This window comes from Massilia sp. UMI-21, assembly GCA_015277795.1.
Classification (GTDB): Bacteria; Pseudomonadota; Gammaproteobacteria; order Burkholderiales; family Burkholderiaceae_D; genus Telluria.
The window spans coordinates 943,854-959,844 of record CP063848.1; the positions used below are offsets into that span (position 1 = coordinate 943,854).

16 protein-coding genes are annotated in these 15,991 nt (G+C 65.3%); 9 read left to right on the plus strand and 7 right to left on the minus strand.

Features of this window, described 5'->3' with window-relative positions; genetic code table 11:
* The first annotated feature begins 3 nt into the window (after positions 1–3).
* The 3 genes from IM543_04160 to IM543_04170 all read left to right on the plus strand — a co-directional run bounded on the left by IM543_04160 (position 4) and on the right by IM543_04170 (position 2,119).
* A complete protein-coding gene (locus IM543_04160) occupies positions 4–591 on the plus strand; it encodes a TerD family protein (GenBank protein QOY95096.1) in 588 nt (195 codons plus the stop codon).
* 29 nt (positions 592–620) lie between these two features.
* Positions 621–1,511 carry a hypothetical protein gene (locus IM543_04165; GenBank protein QOY95097.1) on the plus strand — a complete coding sequence of 297 codons (891 nt, stop codon included), beginning with the start codon at positions 621–623 and terminating at the stop codon, positions 1,509–1,511.
* Between the two features lie 68 nt (positions 1,512–1,579).
* Positions 1,580–2,119, plus strand: coding sequence for a hypothetical protein (locus IM543_04170; protein ID QOY95098.1), 540 nt, complete (start codon positions 1,580–1,582; stop codon positions 2,117–2,119).
* Positions 2,120–2,231: 112 nt separating this feature from the next.
* On the opposite strand, the gene IM543_04175 is transcribed toward IM543_04170, so the two are convergent.
* The 5 genes from IM543_04175 to IM543_04195 all read right to left on the minus strand — a co-directional run bounded on the left by IM543_04175 (position 2,232) and on the right by IM543_04195 (position 6,401).
* Positions 2,232–2,909 (minus strand): type 1 glutamine amidotransferase domain-containing protein, encoded by a 678-nt coding sequence (locus IM543_04175; GenBank protein QOY95099.1) that lies wholly within the window; start codon positions 2,907–2,909, stop codon positions 2,232–2,234.
* A gap of 20 nt (positions 2,910–2,929) precedes the next feature.
* Positions 2,930–3,964: an NADP-dependent oxidoreductase gene (locus IM543_04180; protein ID QOY95100.1), complete on the minus strand. Its 1,035-nt coding sequence runs from the start codon at positions 3,962–3,964 to the stop codon at positions 2,930–2,932.
* A 16-nt stretch (positions 3,965–3,980) separates the two neighbouring features.
* Positions 3,981–5,138 carry an iron-containing alcohol dehydrogenase gene (locus IM543_04185; protein ID QOY95101.1) on the minus strand — a complete coding sequence of 386 codons (1,158 nt, stop codon included), beginning with the start codon at positions 5,136–5,138 and terminating at the stop codon, positions 3,981–3,983.
* 84 nt (positions 5,139–5,222) lie between these two features.
* Complete coding sequence (locus tag IM543_04190) at positions 5,223–5,828, minus strand: TetR/AcrR family transcriptional regulator (protein QOY95102.1); 606 nt, start codon at positions 5,826–5,828, stop codon at positions 5,223–5,225.
* A gap of 69 nt (positions 5,829–5,897) precedes the next feature.
* Positions 5,898–6,401 (minus strand): lactoylglutathione lyase family protein, encoded by a 504-nt coding sequence (locus tag IM543_04195; GenBank protein QOY95103.1) that lies wholly within the window; start codon positions 6,399–6,401, stop codon positions 5,898–5,900.
* Positions 6,402–6,491: 90 nt separating this feature from the next.
* Between IM543_04195 and IM543_04200 the strand changes: the two genes are divergently transcribed.
* The 5 genes from IM543_04200 to IM543_04220 all read left to right on the plus strand — a co-directional run bounded on the left by IM543_04200 (position 6,492) and on the right by IM543_04220 (position 12,276).
* On the plus strand, positions 6,492–7,394 hold the full coding sequence (locus IM543_04200) for a LysR family transcriptional regulator (protein QOY95104.1): 903 nt from the start codon (positions 6,492–6,494) through the stop codon (positions 7,392–7,394).
* Positions 7,395–7,559: 165 nt separating this feature from the next.
* Positions 7,560–8,966, plus strand: coding sequence for a TolC family protein (locus IM543_04205; protein ID QOY96517.1), 1,407 nt, complete (start codon positions 7,560–7,562; stop codon positions 8,964–8,966).
* Entirely contained in the window at positions 8,963–9,946 is a 984-nt protein-coding gene (locus tag IM543_04210) for an efflux RND transporter periplasmic adaptor subunit (protein QOY95105.1), read from the plus strand. Before IM543_04205 ends, IM543_04210 begins: the two co-directional genes overlap by 4 nt.
* A 9-nt stretch (positions 9,947–9,955) precedes the next feature.
* Positions 9,956–11,137 carry an ABC transporter permease gene (locus IM543_04215; protein ID QOY95106.1) on the plus strand — a complete coding sequence of 394 codons (1,182 nt, stop codon included), beginning with the start codon at positions 9,956–9,958 and terminating at the stop codon, positions 11,135–11,137.
* Positions 11,134–12,276: an ABC transporter permease gene (locus IM543_04220; GenBank protein ID QOY95107.1), complete on the plus strand. Its 1,143-nt coding sequence runs from the start codon at positions 11,134–11,136 to the stop codon at positions 12,274–12,276. Before IM543_04215 ends, IM543_04220 begins: the two co-directional genes overlap by 4 nt.
* Positions 12,277–12,296: 20 nt before the next feature.
* On the opposite strand, the gene IM543_04225 is transcribed toward IM543_04220, so the two are convergent.
* Both IM543_04225 and IM543_04230 read right to left on the minus strand, forming a co-directional pair.
* Entirely contained in the window at positions 12,297–12,959 is a 663-nt protein-coding gene (locus tag IM543_04225) for a heme-binding protein (protein ID QOY95108.1), read from the minus strand.
* Between the two features lie 336 nt (positions 12,960–13,295).
* Positions 13,296–14,231, minus strand: coding sequence for a cation transporter (locus IM543_04230; GenBank protein ID QOY95109.1), 936 nt, complete (start codon positions 14,229–14,231; stop codon positions 13,296–13,298).
* Between the two features lie 474 nt (positions 14,232–14,705).
* Here IM543_04230 and IM543_04235 point away from each other — a divergent pair, with 474 nt between their 5' ends.
* On the plus strand, positions 14,706–15,974 hold the full coding sequence (locus IM543_04235) for an amidohydrolase family protein (protein QOY95110.1): 1,269 nt from the start codon (positions 14,706–14,708) through the stop codon (positions 15,972–15,974).
* The last annotated feature ends 17 nt before the right edge of the window (positions 15,975–15,991 follow it).

Here is a 15,991-nt window from a genome sequence, read left to right on the forward strand (position 1 = left end):
GTCATGTCGACGACGCTTGCAACTGGCCATCGCATCAACCTCGAAAAAACCGCCCCGGGCCTGAAACGTGTCCGTATCGGCCTTGGATGGAAGGTCAACCCGGTCGAAGGCCAGCCCTTCGACCTCGACGCGTCGGTATTCCTGTGCAGGAAAGATGCGAGCGACCATCCGGTCATGATCAGCAATGCCCACTTCGTCTATTACAACCACGCCACCTCCCCGGACGGTGCGGTCGTGCATTCCGGCGACAACCGCACCGGTGACAAGGACGGCGACGACGAAGTCATCACCGTCGACCTGGGCAAGGTCGACGCGGAGGTCGTCGAGATGCCGATCGTGGTGACCATCCACGACGCCGAGGCGCGCAAGCAGACGTTCGGCCGTGTCAGCGATGCTTACGTGAAGGTGTACAACGACGAGACCGGCGAAGTGATCGCCGAATACGACCTGGACGAAGACTACGCGGACAAGACCGCGCTGCAGTTCGGTTCGCTGTACCGCAAGGATGGCGAATGGCGCTTCCAGGCGGTCGGCGCAGGCTTCAAGCTGAATCTGGCGACCTTCATCCGCAAGCTCGGCGGCACCGTCTGAATCGCCTGTTCCGCGATGCCGTGTGACCGATGAGCCATCAGACGCCCAAGGCATTCGATTTCGACGGGGAGCCGGCGCCGTCCGCCGATCCGCCCCCGCGTCCTGCGCTGCCGCAGGCCTTCGACTTCGGCGAGGCCGACGCGTCGCCGGCGCTGCCGCATGCCGGCGGCAGCTTGCCCGGGGCGCTGTCCTTCGACGATCTTCCCGCGGTGCCGGCAACGTCGAGCATGACCGCCAAAGCCGTCGCCAGGCCGCTGTTCGACAGCGAGGACCATCCGGCGGTGCGCGACGCCCTGGCGATTGCCAGGGCCGAGCATCCCGCCTTGTTCGGGCACGCCGAGCAACGCCTGGCGGCCCTGTTTCGCCGCATCCTGCCGGTGAAGCTGAGCCTGGTCACGGAGTGGGCGGAGGGGCCCTTGATGGAGCAGGCCACACTGCTTCAGCCCGTGACCGAACTGGTGTTGACATTCACCCAGATGGCCGTGCCCGCCTTGCTCGACGAAGCGCTCGCGAGCAGCAGGGCGCCGGCGGGCATGTTCGGCAAGCTGTTCCGCCGCACGGCATCGCCGGCCGAGTACAAGCCGGCGCTGACGGCAAGCCGTGCCGAGCTCGTGCAGCTGGTGGCGGACAGCGAGGCCGCCATCCGCGCGCTGGAAGAATCGGCGAAGAACCTGGCCCTGCACGGCCTGGTGCTGGCGGTGGTGTCGACCCTCGCCGGTGACGCGGCGGATGCCAGCCTGGCCGATGCGCTCCTGCAGCGCCGCACGCTGATCCAGCAGGCCGTGCGCCAGGCGGAGCTGTCGGTGCTGCAGATGGGGCAGGTGCGCCAGCAAGCCGCCGACCTGGTCGGCCAGGTGTCCTCGTTCCTGACGGTGACCTTGCCCGCGCTCGAGATGGCGCGCGCCCAGGAAGGTAGTTAGGGAAGTCTGCCTGCGCTGCTGCACATCTGCGGGGTTCACCTGGGTCGAAAACCCTTACATGGAATGTGTTGTTAGAATTCGCGATAGCCTTTCATCACTCACTTGCAGGAGTACATAACATCCTTGGTTTTCTTATCAGAGCGGCGCTCAGCAGGCCCAGGCTGACCACCGTCGTTGCGCTATGCGTGCTGGCAGCCTTGGCCGGCACGATGACCTACACTGGTTTCCTTGTCGTCGGGGTATTGGCCGAACAGCTCGGCACAGGCCGGTTCATGGCAGGCTTGCTGCTTGGCGCTTTGTTGGCAAGGTTTCCCTGGATAAGTAATGGTAGGCTGCGCATTGTCGGCGTATTGCCGAAAGCGGTGCGGCGACCATTCATCGTGAGCGTGCTCGTACTGTGCTTGTTGAGTTTTCTCTCGCGGCACGCATACGCGCCGGCATTATTTACAGGGTTCACGACGGCTTTTGTTCTCGCCTACCCATGGTTGAGGAAAACAATCGTCGATCGACTGTTATCGTCCTTCTCCAGGTTCGCCCCTGGCCAAAACACGCGTCGACATACCGACGACAACGTGATTGACGCTGAGTTCCGGGAAAAGAAAGAGTAAGGGCCCGTTCCGGCAGGACATGAGCCGCTCGCTAAGCGCGGGCGTCGACGCCCACCCCGCAGGCGACAGGCCTGTACTCCTCTGATGAAAGCGCCAATGAAGGCGCCTTCGATCATGCCAGCAGCTTGAGCAGCGCTCTTGCGCCTTCTTCCGACGAGGCCGGGTTCTGTCCGGTGACCAGCTTGCCGTCAGTCAGCACATACGACGCCCAGTCCTCACCTTTCGAATATTGGCCGCCATTTTTCTTGAGCATGTCCTCGACCAGGAAGGGCACCACCTGCGTGAGGCCGACCGCTTCTTCTTCGGTGTTGGTGAAGCCGGTTACGCGCTTGCCCTTGACCAGCGGGCTACCGTCGGCGCCTTTGACGTGACGCAGCACGCCGGGAGCATGGCAGACGGCGGCGACCGGCTTGCCGGCAGCGGCCATCGCTTCGATCAGGGCGATCGATGCCTTGTCTTCGGCCAGGTCCCACAGCGGGCCGTGTCCGCCCGGATAGAACACGGCATCGAAGTCGGCGGCGTTGACCTCGGCCAGCTTGCCGGTCTTGGCGAGCACGGCCTGCGCGGCAGCGTCGGCCTTGAAGCGGCGGGTGGCCTCGGTCTGGGCATCCGGTTCGTCGCTCTTCGGGTCGAGCGGGGGCTGTCCTCCCAGTGGCGATACCACGGTGAGCTCGGCGCCGGCATCCTTGAAGGTGTAGTACGGCGCGGCGAATTCTTCCAGCCAGAAGCCGGTTTTCTTGCCCGTATCGCCGAGTTGGTCATGCGAGGTCACTACCATCAATACTTTCATGCGATTCTCCTGTGGGTTGTTTAATTGGATGCGACGCGCACCACGAGCTTGCCGAAATTCTTTCCTTCGAGGAGGCCCCTGAAGGCCTGCGGCGCATTCTCGAGGCCATCAACCACGTCTTCCCGGAACTTGATCTTGCCGTCCTGGAGCCATGCGCTCATCTGGGCAAAGAATTCGCCGTAGCGCGGCCCGTAGTCGTCGAAAATAATGAAGCCCTGCATCTTGATGCGCTGGGTGAGAATGGTGCGCGCCAGCAGGCCGAGCCGGTCCGGGCCGGGCGGCAGTGCGGTGGCGTTGTAGTCGGCGATCAGGCCGCAGACGGGGACGCGCGCTTTCGTGTTAAGCAAGGGCAGCACGGCGTCGAACACGGCGCCGCCGACATTCTCGAAATACACGTCGATGCCGCCTGGGCAGGCTGCGGCCAGCTGCTGCGCGAAATCCGGTGCGCGGTGGTCGATGCAGGCATCGAAGCCGAGCTCCTCGACCACATAGCGGCATTTTTCGGCGCCGCCGGCGATGCCGACCGCACGCGCGCCCTTGAGCTTGGCGATCTGCCCGACCAGCGAGCCGACCGCGCCGCTGGCGGCCGCGACGACGACCGTTTCACCCGCCCGCGGCTGGCCGATGTCGAGCAGGCCCATGTAGGCGGTGAAGCCGGGCATGCCGAGTACGCCAAGTGCGCGCGAGGCCAGTTGCACGTCGTCGCCGAGTTTGTTCAGGCCGGTGCCGTCGGACAGCGCGTAGTCCTGCCAGCCGCTGTAGCCGAGCACCAGCTGGCCCACCTCGAAGCCGGGGTGGCGCGAGGCTTCCACGCGCGAGATCGTGCCGCCGACCATGACGGCGCCGATGGCGACCGGCTCGGCATACGATTTGGCCTCGCTGATGCGCCCGCGCATGTAAGGGTCGAGTGACAGGAACAGCGTACGCAGCAGCACCTGGCCGTCCTGCGGAACCGGCACCGGTGCTTCCACCAGGCGGAAGGTATCGGCGTCGGGAGCGCCCTGCGGGCGCTGTTGCAGCACGATGCTGCGGTTGATGGTGGCGTTTTGCGGCATGGTGGTGATCCTTCGTTCAAAGAGCGTTTTCAAGAATCGCGCGGCTAAGCGCAAGATCGACATCGCCATGCTCGCCCAGGCGCGTCATGCCGTGGGCTGCGAGCTGGCCAACGACCTCGTTGACCGCCGTCATGCCCAGGTCGTAGGCGGACAGGCGGGTCGGGATGCCGAGACCTTCGAAAAAGCCGCGGGTGGCGGCGATGGCGGCGTCGATGCGCTGTTCGTCGCTGCCCGCGGTAATTCCCCACACGCGTTCTCCATATTGAAGCAGCTTGGCGCGCTTCCTGTCGCGCTGTACATCGAGCAGGGCCGGCAGCACGATCGCCAGCGTGCGGGCGTGGTCGATGTCGTACAGGGCGGTCAATTCATGGCCGATCATGTGGGTGGCCCAGTCTTGCGGCACGCCGGCGCCGATCAGTCCGTTCAGTGCCAGCGTCGCGGTCCACATCAGGTTGCTGCGGGTGGCATAGTCTTCAGGGACGGCGATCGCTTGCGGTGCGATCTCGACCAGCGTTTGCAGCAGGCCCTCGGCGAAACGGTCCTGGGCCAGCGCCTGCACCGGATAGGTCAGGTACTGCTCGGTAATGTGGACGAAGGCGTCGACCAGGCCGTTGGCGACCTGCTTTTCCGGCAGGGTATAGGTCTTGGTCGGATCGAGCACCGAGAACTGCGGGAACACGTGAACGCTACGAAACGGCAATTTCGTCTGGGTCGCCTTGCGCGTGACCACCGAACCATTGTTCATTTCGGAGCCGGTCGCCGGCAAGGTCAGCACGGTGCCGAAGGGCAGGGCGCCGGTCACGCTGGCGCCGCCGGTTTCCATGATATTCCACGGGTCGCCTTCGTGATGGGCGGCGGCGGCCACGAACTTGGCGCCGTCGATCACCGAGCCGCCGCCGACGGCGAGCAGGAAATCGATCTTTTCGCGGCGCACCCCCTCGACCGCGCGCATCAGGGTTTCGTAGCTCGGGTTCGGCTCGATGCCGCCGAATTCCTGCACGAAGCGCTGGCCCAGGGCCTGGCGCACTTCGGCCAAAGTACCGTTCTTCTCGGCACTGGCGCCGCCGAAGAGGACCAGTACGCGCGCCGTTTGCGGCACCAGTTCGGACAGTGATGCAAGGGTGCCGGTACCAAACACGATCCTGGTCGGGTTGTAAAAATCGAAATTCAGCATGCTTTCTCCTATTAGACTGGTCGTCTAGAATTGTTTGAAAAAAATGCCTCGGTGGAGACCGAGGCCGTCAATGTGGCATCGGCCTCAGGCGAGACCGGATTCAGGCAGGCGAAGCAAGGTCCGGGTGGCGCGCATCGCGCCGTCCAGGGCGCTCGGCTCGCGCCGCAGTTTGGTCAGCAAGGCGGCCCCCAGCCACATTTCGTACAGGGCAAGCGCGCTGTGCCGCGGATCGGGGCCGGTGGGAATCGATCCGTCGGCGAAACCTTGCTCGATACAGTTGGCCAGGCGCTGCACGATGTCATTGGTCCCGCGCAGCAAGACGCCGCGCATCGCCTCGGACATATCGGCCACTTCGCCGCTGAGCTTGACCACCAGGCAGTTGCTGCCGGCGCAGCCGCCGTCGGACAGGACGCGCCAGCTATCCCAGTAGCGCAGCAGGCGCGTGGCGGCCGGGTTGCCGTCGGGCGCCAACAGCGCGTCGAGTTCGGCCAGGTAGTTGCCGACGTAATCGTCGAGCAAGGCCTGGCCGAACAATTCCTTCGACTTGAAGTAGTGATAGAACGAGCCCTTCGGCACGCCGGCGGTCGACAGGATCTCGTTCAGGCCGACGGCGGAAAAGCCCTTGCCCGTGATGATCGCTCGGCCGGTGGCGAGGATATGCTGCCGTACGCTGTGCTGGTCAGTGCTCATGGTCTGGAGTATAGCGCAAATTAGACCAGTCGTCTTGAGTGCGTGCCGTTCTGGCGCGGCCTTGCCGGTTCAGCCCGCTCGTTGGTAGGCGCCGGCACCGTAGGTGAGCTCGTAGCTGTGGCTGTAGATTTCCAGGATGTTGCCGAACGGGTCTTCCATGTACACCATCCGATACGGTTTTTCGCCCGGATAGTAGTAACGTACCGGCATGCGCTGCTTGCCGCCTGCGGCGACGATGCGCGCTGCCAGTTCTTCGAGGTCGGGGTCCTGGACGCAGAAGTGGAACACGCCGGTCTTCCAGAATTCGAAGTTGTTTTCGCGCGCCTCGCCTTGGGGAAACTCGAAGAGCTCGACGCCGATGCGGTCGCCGGTCGACAGGTGGGCGATCCTGAACGAGGTCCAGTCGGGGCCGAACACGTCGGTGCACATCAGGCCGATGGCCGAGTCGTCCCTGGTGATCGAGGTCGGCGGCATGATCACGTACCAGCCCAGCACGTCGGCATAGAATCGTACGGCAGCGTCGAGGTCGGTAACGGTGATGCCGATATGGGAAAAATTGCGGGGATAGGTCATGGCATTCTCCTGTGCGAAAGAATCTCAGTATAGGCAGCGCGATCTATAATTAAAACCGATGGTAACTAATGCATTCCATAAAGTATTCTTATGAATGGAGACCTGAATCCGGCCTGGCTGCGGGCGTTCGCCGCGGTGTGCGATACCGGCAGCTTCACGCGCGCCGCAGCCATGCTCGATCTCACGCAGGCCGCGGTCAGCCAGCAGGTACAGCGCCTGGAGGCGGAATGCGGATCCTTGCTGATCCGGCGCGCACGCCAGGCCAGTCTGACGCCGGCCGGGGTAAAGGTGCTCGCTTACGCGCGCGACATGGAAGAGGCGGAGGCGCGCTTGCGACTGGCACTTGCCGACCATGATCCCCATGTCGGGCAGATCGCGATCGCCAGCCCGGGCAGCATCGGCCTGCTGTTGTATCCGCGCTTGCTGGCGCTGCAGGCTGCCCATCCCGGCTTGTCGGTCAACTACCGTGCGGCGCCGACCGCCGAGATCATTGCCGCCGTCCTGGCCAGCCGCGCGGAACTGGGCATCGTTACGCACCGGCCCGACGATGAGCGCCTGAAGAGCGAGTTGCTCGCACGCGAGAGCCTGTGTCTCGTGGTGCCGGCGCAGGTGGACGACGTCAGCTGGCCGGCGCTGGCGCGGCTGGGTTACATCGACCATCCGGATGGCATGGACATGGGCCGCAGGCTGCTGGCGCGGGTGTATCCGGGGCGGCGCATCGACCAGCTGCCGGTGCGCGGTTTTACCAACCAGATCGTCGCCATCCTCGATCCGGTGGCGCTTGGCCTGGGCTTCACGGTGCTGCCGCGTTTCGCCGTTCAGGCTTATCCACAGCAGCAGGCGATCCGGGTGGTCGATACCGCGCTGCCGGTAATCGACAGCCTGTGGCTGGTGTTTCGCGCCGAGTGGCCCTTGTCCGCCAGCGCAGCCTGGGCGCTGGAACGGCTGCGCGAGCAGGACTGGCTGGCCGGCGCCGATGCGCCCGCGGCCTGAGCCGCGCGCGATGATGGCTGGGCCAGATGCGCTAAAAGCGTTATCATTCCAGCCACAAGGTCCTCCATGCGCGCCCTATGGCCCGGGCGTTTATCGCATGGATGGAAGATCGACGAGCGAAAACCGGAGCGAGACATGAGAATGCGTACTGTCCGGCCTGGGGCGATGGCGGCCGCGGCACTGCTGGCGCTGGCCGGGACCGCGCACGCCGACGCCGGCGTCGACTATGCCGAGGCACTGCGCCGCCTGCGCGCCAGTGCCGGCTCGGTCAATGGCGCCCGGCTTGATTTCCAGGCGAAACAATTGCAGGCTGACGCGCTGCGCCGTATCGACGGCCCCGATGTGCGCCTGTCCGGCTTTGCGGGACGGGTGTCGACGACTCTCAGCGTCGACACCGGCGCCATCGCGCAGCTGGCCAATCCGGTGCTCGACTCGCTGCCGCCGCTGCCGGGCCTGAACCTGCCGGACATCCCGCCGGCCCTCAACGTCGACCGTGTGTTCGATGTGCGTTCGCTCGGCCTGAGCTCGGTCTGGCCGCTCTATACCGGCGGGCGCCTGGATGCGGTGAAGCAGATCGCCGCCGCCCGCGCCGACGAGGCCGGCGCCGGCGTCCAGGCCGCGCAGGACGAGGCGGCGACCCAGCTGGCGCAGCGCTACTTCACGGTGCAGCTGGCCAGGAAGGCCCTGCAACTGCGCGAGGCCGCTGCGGACGTCGCCAAGGAGCACCAGCGCATGGCGCGCAAGATGGAGCGCGCGGGACTGATCGCCAAGGTCGAGCGCCTGAAAGCCGATGTGGCCGTCGACAATGCTCTCCGGGAAGCGACAAAGGCGGGCAGCGACCTCGAGATCGCGCAGCTGGCGCTGCGCCGCCTGCTCGACGCGTCCGGCGCCGTCATGCCGACCACCCCCTTGTTCGTCCATGCGCGGCCGGCTGGTTCGCTGGCCTCGTTCATCGATGCGGCCATGGCCTCGAACGCTGCCTGGAAACAGATCGACAGCAAGCGCAAGCAGGCCGAGGGGGCCGTGCAGCTGCAGGGACGCGCCTTCAGCCCGACCGTCATCGGGATCGCCAACTACAACCTCAACCGTGGCAGCTCCAGCCGCGCCAACTGGCTGGTCGGCGTGTCGCTCAGCATCCCGCTGATCGAGCGGATCGACCGCGCAAAGATGATCTCCGCCGCCCGCCTCGAGCAGCAGCGGGTCGAGGTCGCCGCCGAACAGGCCGGACGCGACATTCCGACCCTCGCGGAAAGCCAGTGGCGGGCAATGGAGGATGCCCGTCAGCGCTACCTGGCGATGGCATCGGCGATCGAGCTGGCCCACGAGACGCGGCGCCTGGCGCAGGTGGCTTTCGAGAACGGCCAGGCGACCTCGGCCGACGTGGCCGACGCCTCGCTGAATTACACCAAGTCCGCGCTCGAGCGCGCGCAGGCGGCCTACGACTACGTCGTCGCACTGGCCAGGCTGCTGGCCACCACCGGCGACCCCGACCGGCTGGTCGCCTTGTCGCGGACCGCAACGCACATCGTCGACCTCACGACAGAATCAGCCGAAAATACGCCGAAAGAATGAACACCATGGCCAAACCGTCCACCAGGCGCCTGTACGCCGGCGCCGCCCTCGTCGTCCTCGCCCTGCTCGGCTGGGGCTTGTACCTGGCTTTCCAGCCGGTCCGCATTCCGGTCCAGGGGCAGATCGAGGCGCAGGAAATCAATGTTTCGTCGAAAGTGCCGGGCCGGGTCGGCCAGGTCCATGTGGAATTGGGACAGGTGGTGGCCCGCGGCGAGCTGCTGTTCGAGCTCGACAGCCCGGAGGTGCGCGCCAAGGTGGCGCAGGCCGAGGCCGCGCGCGATGCCGCCCGCGCCACCAGCGCGAAGGTGCAGGCCGGCGCGCGTCCGCAGGAAATCGTGGCCGCACGCGCCAACTGGGAGCGCGCCGAGGCCGGCGCGAAGCTTGCCAGGCTGACCTCCCAGCGCATCGGGGCAATGTATGCCGAAGGCGTCGTCGCGCGCCAGAAGCGCGACGACGCCGAGGCGCAGGCGCGTTCGGCCAGCGAACTGGCCACCGCGGCCCGGGCCCAATACATGCTGGCGCGCCAGGGCGCCCGGCCGGAAGACCGGCTGGCCGCCGAAGCGCAGGCGCGCCAGGTGGCGGGCGTGGCCGACGAAGCCGCCGCGGCGCTCGACGAGACGCGCATCGAGGCGCCCGCCGCGGGCGAAGTGAGCAAGGTCGCAATCCAGGCCGGCGAGCTGGCGCCGCAGGGTTTTCCCGTGATAACCCTGGTCGACCTGTCCGATGCCTGGGCCGTGGTGGCGGTGCGCGAAGACGAATTCAAGGCCTACGCCAAGGGCACCGTGCACCGGGGCAGCATTCCGGCGCTGAAGACCAGCGCCCAGTTCCGGACCACCGCCGTATCGGCATTGCCGGCCTTTGCGACCTGGCGCGCGGCGCGCCCGGGCGGCACCGACTTGCGCACCTTCGAGGTCCGCCTGCGTCCTGTCACGCCCGTGCCGGGGCTGCGGCCGGGCATGACGGTCGTGTTCGAGCCCTGAGCCCAGCCGATGCGCCGCTCCGGCCATGCCATCCGGTCTTCGCTGCGGCGCGAATGGGCGCGCCTGCGCGCCGACCCCTGGGATATTGCCATGCTGAGCTCGATACCGGTCGTGCTCTACCTGCTGACATGGTGGATCTTCTCGGCCGGCGTGGCGCGCGAGCTGCCGCTGGTGGTGCAGGACCGCGACCACTCCGTCATGTCGCGCCAGCTGATCCGCATGCTCGACGCTTCACCCGGATTGCGGGTGCTGCGGGCCGCCGACAACGACGCCGAGGCCCTGGGCCTGATCCGCGCGCGCCAGGCCTTCGGCCTGGTGTCGATCCCCGCCGGCCTGCAGGAGGCGGTGCGCGCGGGACGGGGCGCCAGGGTGCTATGGGCCTACAACGCCCAGTTCGCGGCGCACACGGGCGCCATGACGCGCGACGTGCGCACCGTGGTGGCGACGCTGTCGGCGGGGATCGAACTGCAGGGCCGGGTGCAGCGCGGCGCCGGCCCCGGCCAGGCCGGCGCCCAGCTCGAACCGCTGCGCACCCGCACCAGCACGCTGTTCAATGAGAACGGCAGCTACATCCCATCGCTGGCGCTGCCGGTGGCTTTCACGCTGCTGCACATGTTCGTGACGCTGGCGGCGGTCACGGCCATTGGCCGCGAATTCCGCGCCGCCACGGTGGCCGAATGGCTGGCCGCCGCCGACGGCAAGCTGGCCGCGGCCCTGCTGGGGAAGTTACTCATCCCGTGCGCCGTGTTCACCGTGCATGCACTGCTGTTGTTCCTGCTGTTCGGCGTCGTGCTTTGCTGGCCGGTGCAGGGCAGTGCGGTGGCCATGCTGGCGGGGACGGCCCTGTTCATCACCGCCTGCCTGGCCCTGGGCGTGGCGATCGCCGCAGTCTCATCCTCGCTGCGCGCGGCGCTGTCGGCCAGCGCCTTCGTCACCGCACCCGCGTTCGCGTTTGCCGGCCAGGGCTTTCCCCTGCTGGCCATGCCCCTGGGCGCGCGCATCTGGGCCGAGTCGCTGCCGCTGACCCATTACCTGCAGATGCTGAACAACACCTGGATGGCGGGCGCGCCGCTGCGCGTCAATCTCGCACCCCTGGCGATTTTGCTGGCATTCACGCTCGGCCTGGGCGCGCTCGGCTGGCTGCGCCTGGGGCAGCGCGTGCAGCAACCGGCCACCTGGGGCAAGACGTGAACGCCCCGCGCAGGGCCTGGCACGCCTTCGTGCTCACCTGGCAAGCCATCGTGCGGGACAAGGCGGCGCTGCTGCTGTTCTTTATTTCCGGGATCATCTATTCGTTTTTCTACCCGCTTCCCTACAGCACCGAGACGGTACGCCGGGTACCGGTCGCGGTGGTCGACCAGGACCAGTCGGCCCTGTCTCGCCAGTTGATCCGCTATGCCCGTGCGCATCCCGGCATCGCCGTGGCCGGCGTCAGCGCGCGGCCGGAGGACGCGCAGGAAATGATCTGGCGCGGCGAGGCGGCCGGGGCGATCTTCATTCCCGAAGACTTCAGCCGCAAGGTGCTGGCCGGCCTGCAGCCGGAAGTGCAGGTCAGCGGCCATGGGTCCTATCCCTTGCTGAACAAGGTAGCCCTGAACGGCCTGGCTGAGCTTGTCGGCACTGTCTCGGCGGGCATTGAACTCAAGCGCCTGGCGGCGGCAAGCCCGTCGGCGGAGCAGGCCGCGGCGCTGCGCCAGCCCCTGGCGGTCGAAGCGCTGCCCCTGTTTAACGTGCGCGAGGGGTATGCCTCGTATGTCGTGCCTGGCGTGATGGTGCTGGTGATGCAGCAAACCTTCCTGCTCGGGATCGGACTCTTGTTCGGCAACTGGACGAGCGAGCAGAGCTATCCCTACGGGCAGGATGCCGCCTCGTACTGCGGCGCCCTGGCTGCGTTCGCGCTGGTCGTCATACTGAATGCGTTGTATTTCTTTGGCTTCGTGTTCTGGTGGCAGGACTACCCGCGTGGCGGCAACCTGCCCGGCACCGCCGTGCTGACCCTGCTGTTCGCCTGCAGCGTGGCGGCATTGGGCATGTTGATCGGCATGTTCTTCCGAACCCGCGAGCGCAGCATGCAGCTGCTGGTCGCCACCTCGCTGCCGATCATGTTCCTGTCGGGCCTGACCTGGCCGATGAGCGCGCTGCCGGCCGCGCTGCAGGCGCTGGCCAGGCTGTTGCCGTCCACCGCCGCGATCCAGGGCTTCGTCGCCACCAACCAGATGGGTGCTTCGCTGCACGAGGTGCGCCAGGAGCTGGCCTGGCTGCTCGGCCTGGCGGTGGCGGCGGTCGTGCTCGGCCTGCTCAAATGGCGGCGCATGCCCGCCCCGCGCTAGCGGGGAATGGGTGCCGCCGCTCAGTCGAGGTTCAGCCAGATCTCATTGCGCCGCATGAACCAGGGCGTCATCGGGCCGTTGTAACGGGCCAGCACCGGTTCGCCGGTCCAGGCGATATGCGCTGCGCGCAGCGCGTCCTGCAGTTCGGCCAGGTGCTTTGCGTAATTGGCCCGCGACCAGAAGCCGGAGTACCGGATCACCGCCACCTGCCTCGGCGCCACTTCGCGCAGCCTGACGCGCGGGTCGATCGGCAGGGGCGCATTGTCCATGTTGATATCGCTGGGCAGGACGAACTGCACCAGGATGCCGTCCGGGCCGGCGCTTTGCGTCACCGGCGCCGTCATCTCCAGTTTGGCCGGGACCGGCGCCTGGGTCACCGGGGCGGTCATGGCAAGCTTGCGTTCGCCCTTGTTCTTGCCGAAGATATAGCCGGCCAGGATGGGAAAGGCACGGTTCGCCGCATCATCGGCAGGCGCCGGCACCACCACCTCGGCGACCGTGTAGGCCGCATACCGGCGAATCTCGAACGTGGGGAAGGACCGTAGCGTGGTGTAAGCGGGTTCTTCGATCGCGTGGCTTGCCGCGGGCAGCAGCGACAGCGTCAAGAGGCAGGCGAGGCCGGCCAGCCATCGGGTGGACCAGGGACTGGCGACGCGGCGGGAGTGCTGGGCGGAAGCATTCATGGCGGGTTTTTCTGGATAGGGGACATGCCAACAGCATACTCCTTCCATGGCGCAGCCCCGCGCCGGCCCCGGCTTCGTCCCGGCGGCGAAAACGACAAGGCCGGGCGCGACAACCGGGCGTCATTCCTGGTGGCCGGGGCTGCACCGACCTACGGCACGAGCATCCCTGCGCGGGGCGGTTCAATCCTCAGTGCGCGAGCGGGGCGCCGGTGCCGGTGCTGCCGGACTGGCATGCCCGCCGTTCTCAGGTTAGGCAAGCCGGTTCGTTTTCAAAGTAATCAGCGCGGGCGGCAGGGCGGGGCCGGCCGGCTTCTCGTTCCCGAAACGAAGAGACGTTCAAGTGGAATGATGCGCTCCATCGCCGGGCTGAAGACGCGTTTCCGATTCGATAAAGACGCGCTTGATGCGCTTGTAGCGCGATTTGATCTGTGCGTCGATGAGATCGAAGGTTTCATGCGCCTGGGCGCGGTCCAGCTTGGAAGACAGCATCAGGCTAATATTGACCAGGACGTAATCCGGCCCCACGTGCATGGTGAGAATTTCATTGGCGCGGTCGACGCCAGGCATCTTTTCAACAAGCGCACGAATACCATCTACGACTTCTGGACTCGCGCTCTCGCCGATCAGCAAGCCTTTCGTCTCCCTGGCCAGGATGACCGCAGTCGAAGCAAGGATCAATCCGATGACAATCGACGCGCCCCCGTCAAAGATCATGTTTCCGGTCAGCTGACTTAATGCGAGGCCCGCCATGGCAACGAGCAGTCCCAGAAGTGCGGCGCTGTCTTCGAGCAGCACCGCAAATGCGGTTGGATCCTTGCCTGCCTCAACGGCTTCGAGATACCCTTGCTTACCCTTCTGGCGCCTGAACTCCTTGAGCGCGACGAGCCATGCCCCTCCTTCGAACAGCATGCTCACGCCGAGGACGATGTAGTTCACCAGCGGATTATCGATCTCGCTCGGTTCCTGCAGGTGACGGACGCCTTCGTAGATGGAAAAGCCGGCGCCGAGCGAAAAGATCAGCAGGGCCACCACGAAGCTCCAGAAATAAATTTCCTTGCCATGGCCGAATGGAAAGCGTTTGTCCGGCGGACGCTTGGCGCGCCGCATGCCATACAGCAGCAAGCCACCGTTGCCGGTGTCTACCAGGGAGTGAATGCCTTCGGAAAGCATCGCCGAGCTGCCGGTATAGGCTGCCGCAGTAAACTTGGTGAGCGCAATGAGCAGGTTGCCCAGCAACGCAACATAAATGACTTTTTTGCTTCCGGTAGCCATGTATCTCCTCGATTCGATGCCGGCTGCCTGGAGTCCATGGGCCGGTCGTGATGCCACATTGGTGGGAGCGGATGCAACCAGCGGTTGGCAAGGACGGCGTAATGCTGCTACAGCCTGCCGTCTTAAGTTATCACTTGAAGGATACTAGAAAGAGACCGGATACACGGATACCGGAGGAAACTATTAACGATCAGCGCCGGCGCTTGGTGTGACTCGAGGATGTTCCTGGTGGCCCGGCGCCGCTACGAGGACGTTGCGTCCGGTTTCATCGGCCAGGCGGCAAGGTCGGGGGACTTGCGGGTAGGGATGCCTCGGCAAAGCGGCGCGGACCGCTTGGGAACAACAGGATTCGCGATCCACACGACAACGGCCCGCATGGATGCATCAGAGGCGGCAAGCTCCTTCTGGACACTGACATGATTGCACGGCATTATGACGCAACATTTTGTTGGTACTTGCTGGAGTGTTCACGTAATGAGATGGTTCTCGGTAAGCGCGATTGTATGTCTGACATCAGTGGTTGGCGTCGTCCAGGTAGCTGCTGCAGAAACGGTAAGCTATGTAAATGGCTATTGGTTCGATGGGAAGAACTTCGAGAAAAAGGACATGACTGTGCGCGACGGTATGATTGTCGGCACGGGCCATGCGGCGAGGACCGTGGACTTGCACGGCGGCTATGTGCTTCCGGGATTGGCGGAAGCGCACAACCATAATCTTCAAAACTGCTATCTGGCTCCGCAGATGGCGCAAGGCTACCTGGAGCGGGGAATCCTGTATTCCGCTCAGCTTTTCGCGACCGATCCGGCCGGCTTGCAATGCGCACCGCTGTTCGACAGCCGCGCGGCGCCGTCGACTGCGTTTGCCCGTATCGGCATCACCAGCAGCACCGGGCATCCGATCGGTATCGCCCGTGCGGGGGCGAAAGAAGCTGGCTTGGAGATGAGTTTCGACCAGCTGGTCGATGGGATGCTGATAGCTGACAGCGCTTCCGAGCTTCAGCGTAAATGGAAGCAATTTGCGAAGACGAAAACCGACTTCGTGAAAGTGATACTGGTCGATGAGGAAAATGGCTTGCGCAATGCCCGGCTACGGGAGTACGACGGTTTCAATGGCGTTACTCGAGAGGTACTGAAAGCGCTTGTGCCGCTTGCCCGCGCTGCCGGGCTGCGGACAGTCGCCCATGTGGACACCGCCGCCGATTTCAAGCTCGCGGCCGACGCCGGCGTCGATACGATTGCGCATCTTCCGGGCTACCGGATCGCTGAAAACCACAGCGTGGCCGACTACCAACTGACCGACGATGTCGTGAAGACGGCCGCGGCGAATGCCGTGGCGGTCATCCCGACAATGGCGGCCTCGTTCTATCACGTATCTGCCCATCCGAAGGATGCCCCTGCAATAGCGCAAGTGTATCTGCACAATCTGCGCTTGCTGCGGAAATACAAAGTCAGACTCTTGACCGGATCCGATCGTTTTGAGGGCAGTGTGCTCGATGAGCTCAAGGCACTGGACGGTACGGGTCTTTTCCAGCCGGCCGAGCTCATCAATATGTCGACATCGGCGACGGCGCGCTGGATGTTTCCGCAACGCCGCGTCGGCTGCCTGGAGCAAGGTTGCGAGGCGAGTTTCAACGTATATGATGAGAATCCGGCGCATGATCTGGGCCGGCTGGCGAAACCGGCCATGGTGGTGAAACAGGGTGCTGTCGTGGCGGTCAAGGGCAAGGCGGCTAAGCCCGGATAAAAAGGGCCGGGAATCGA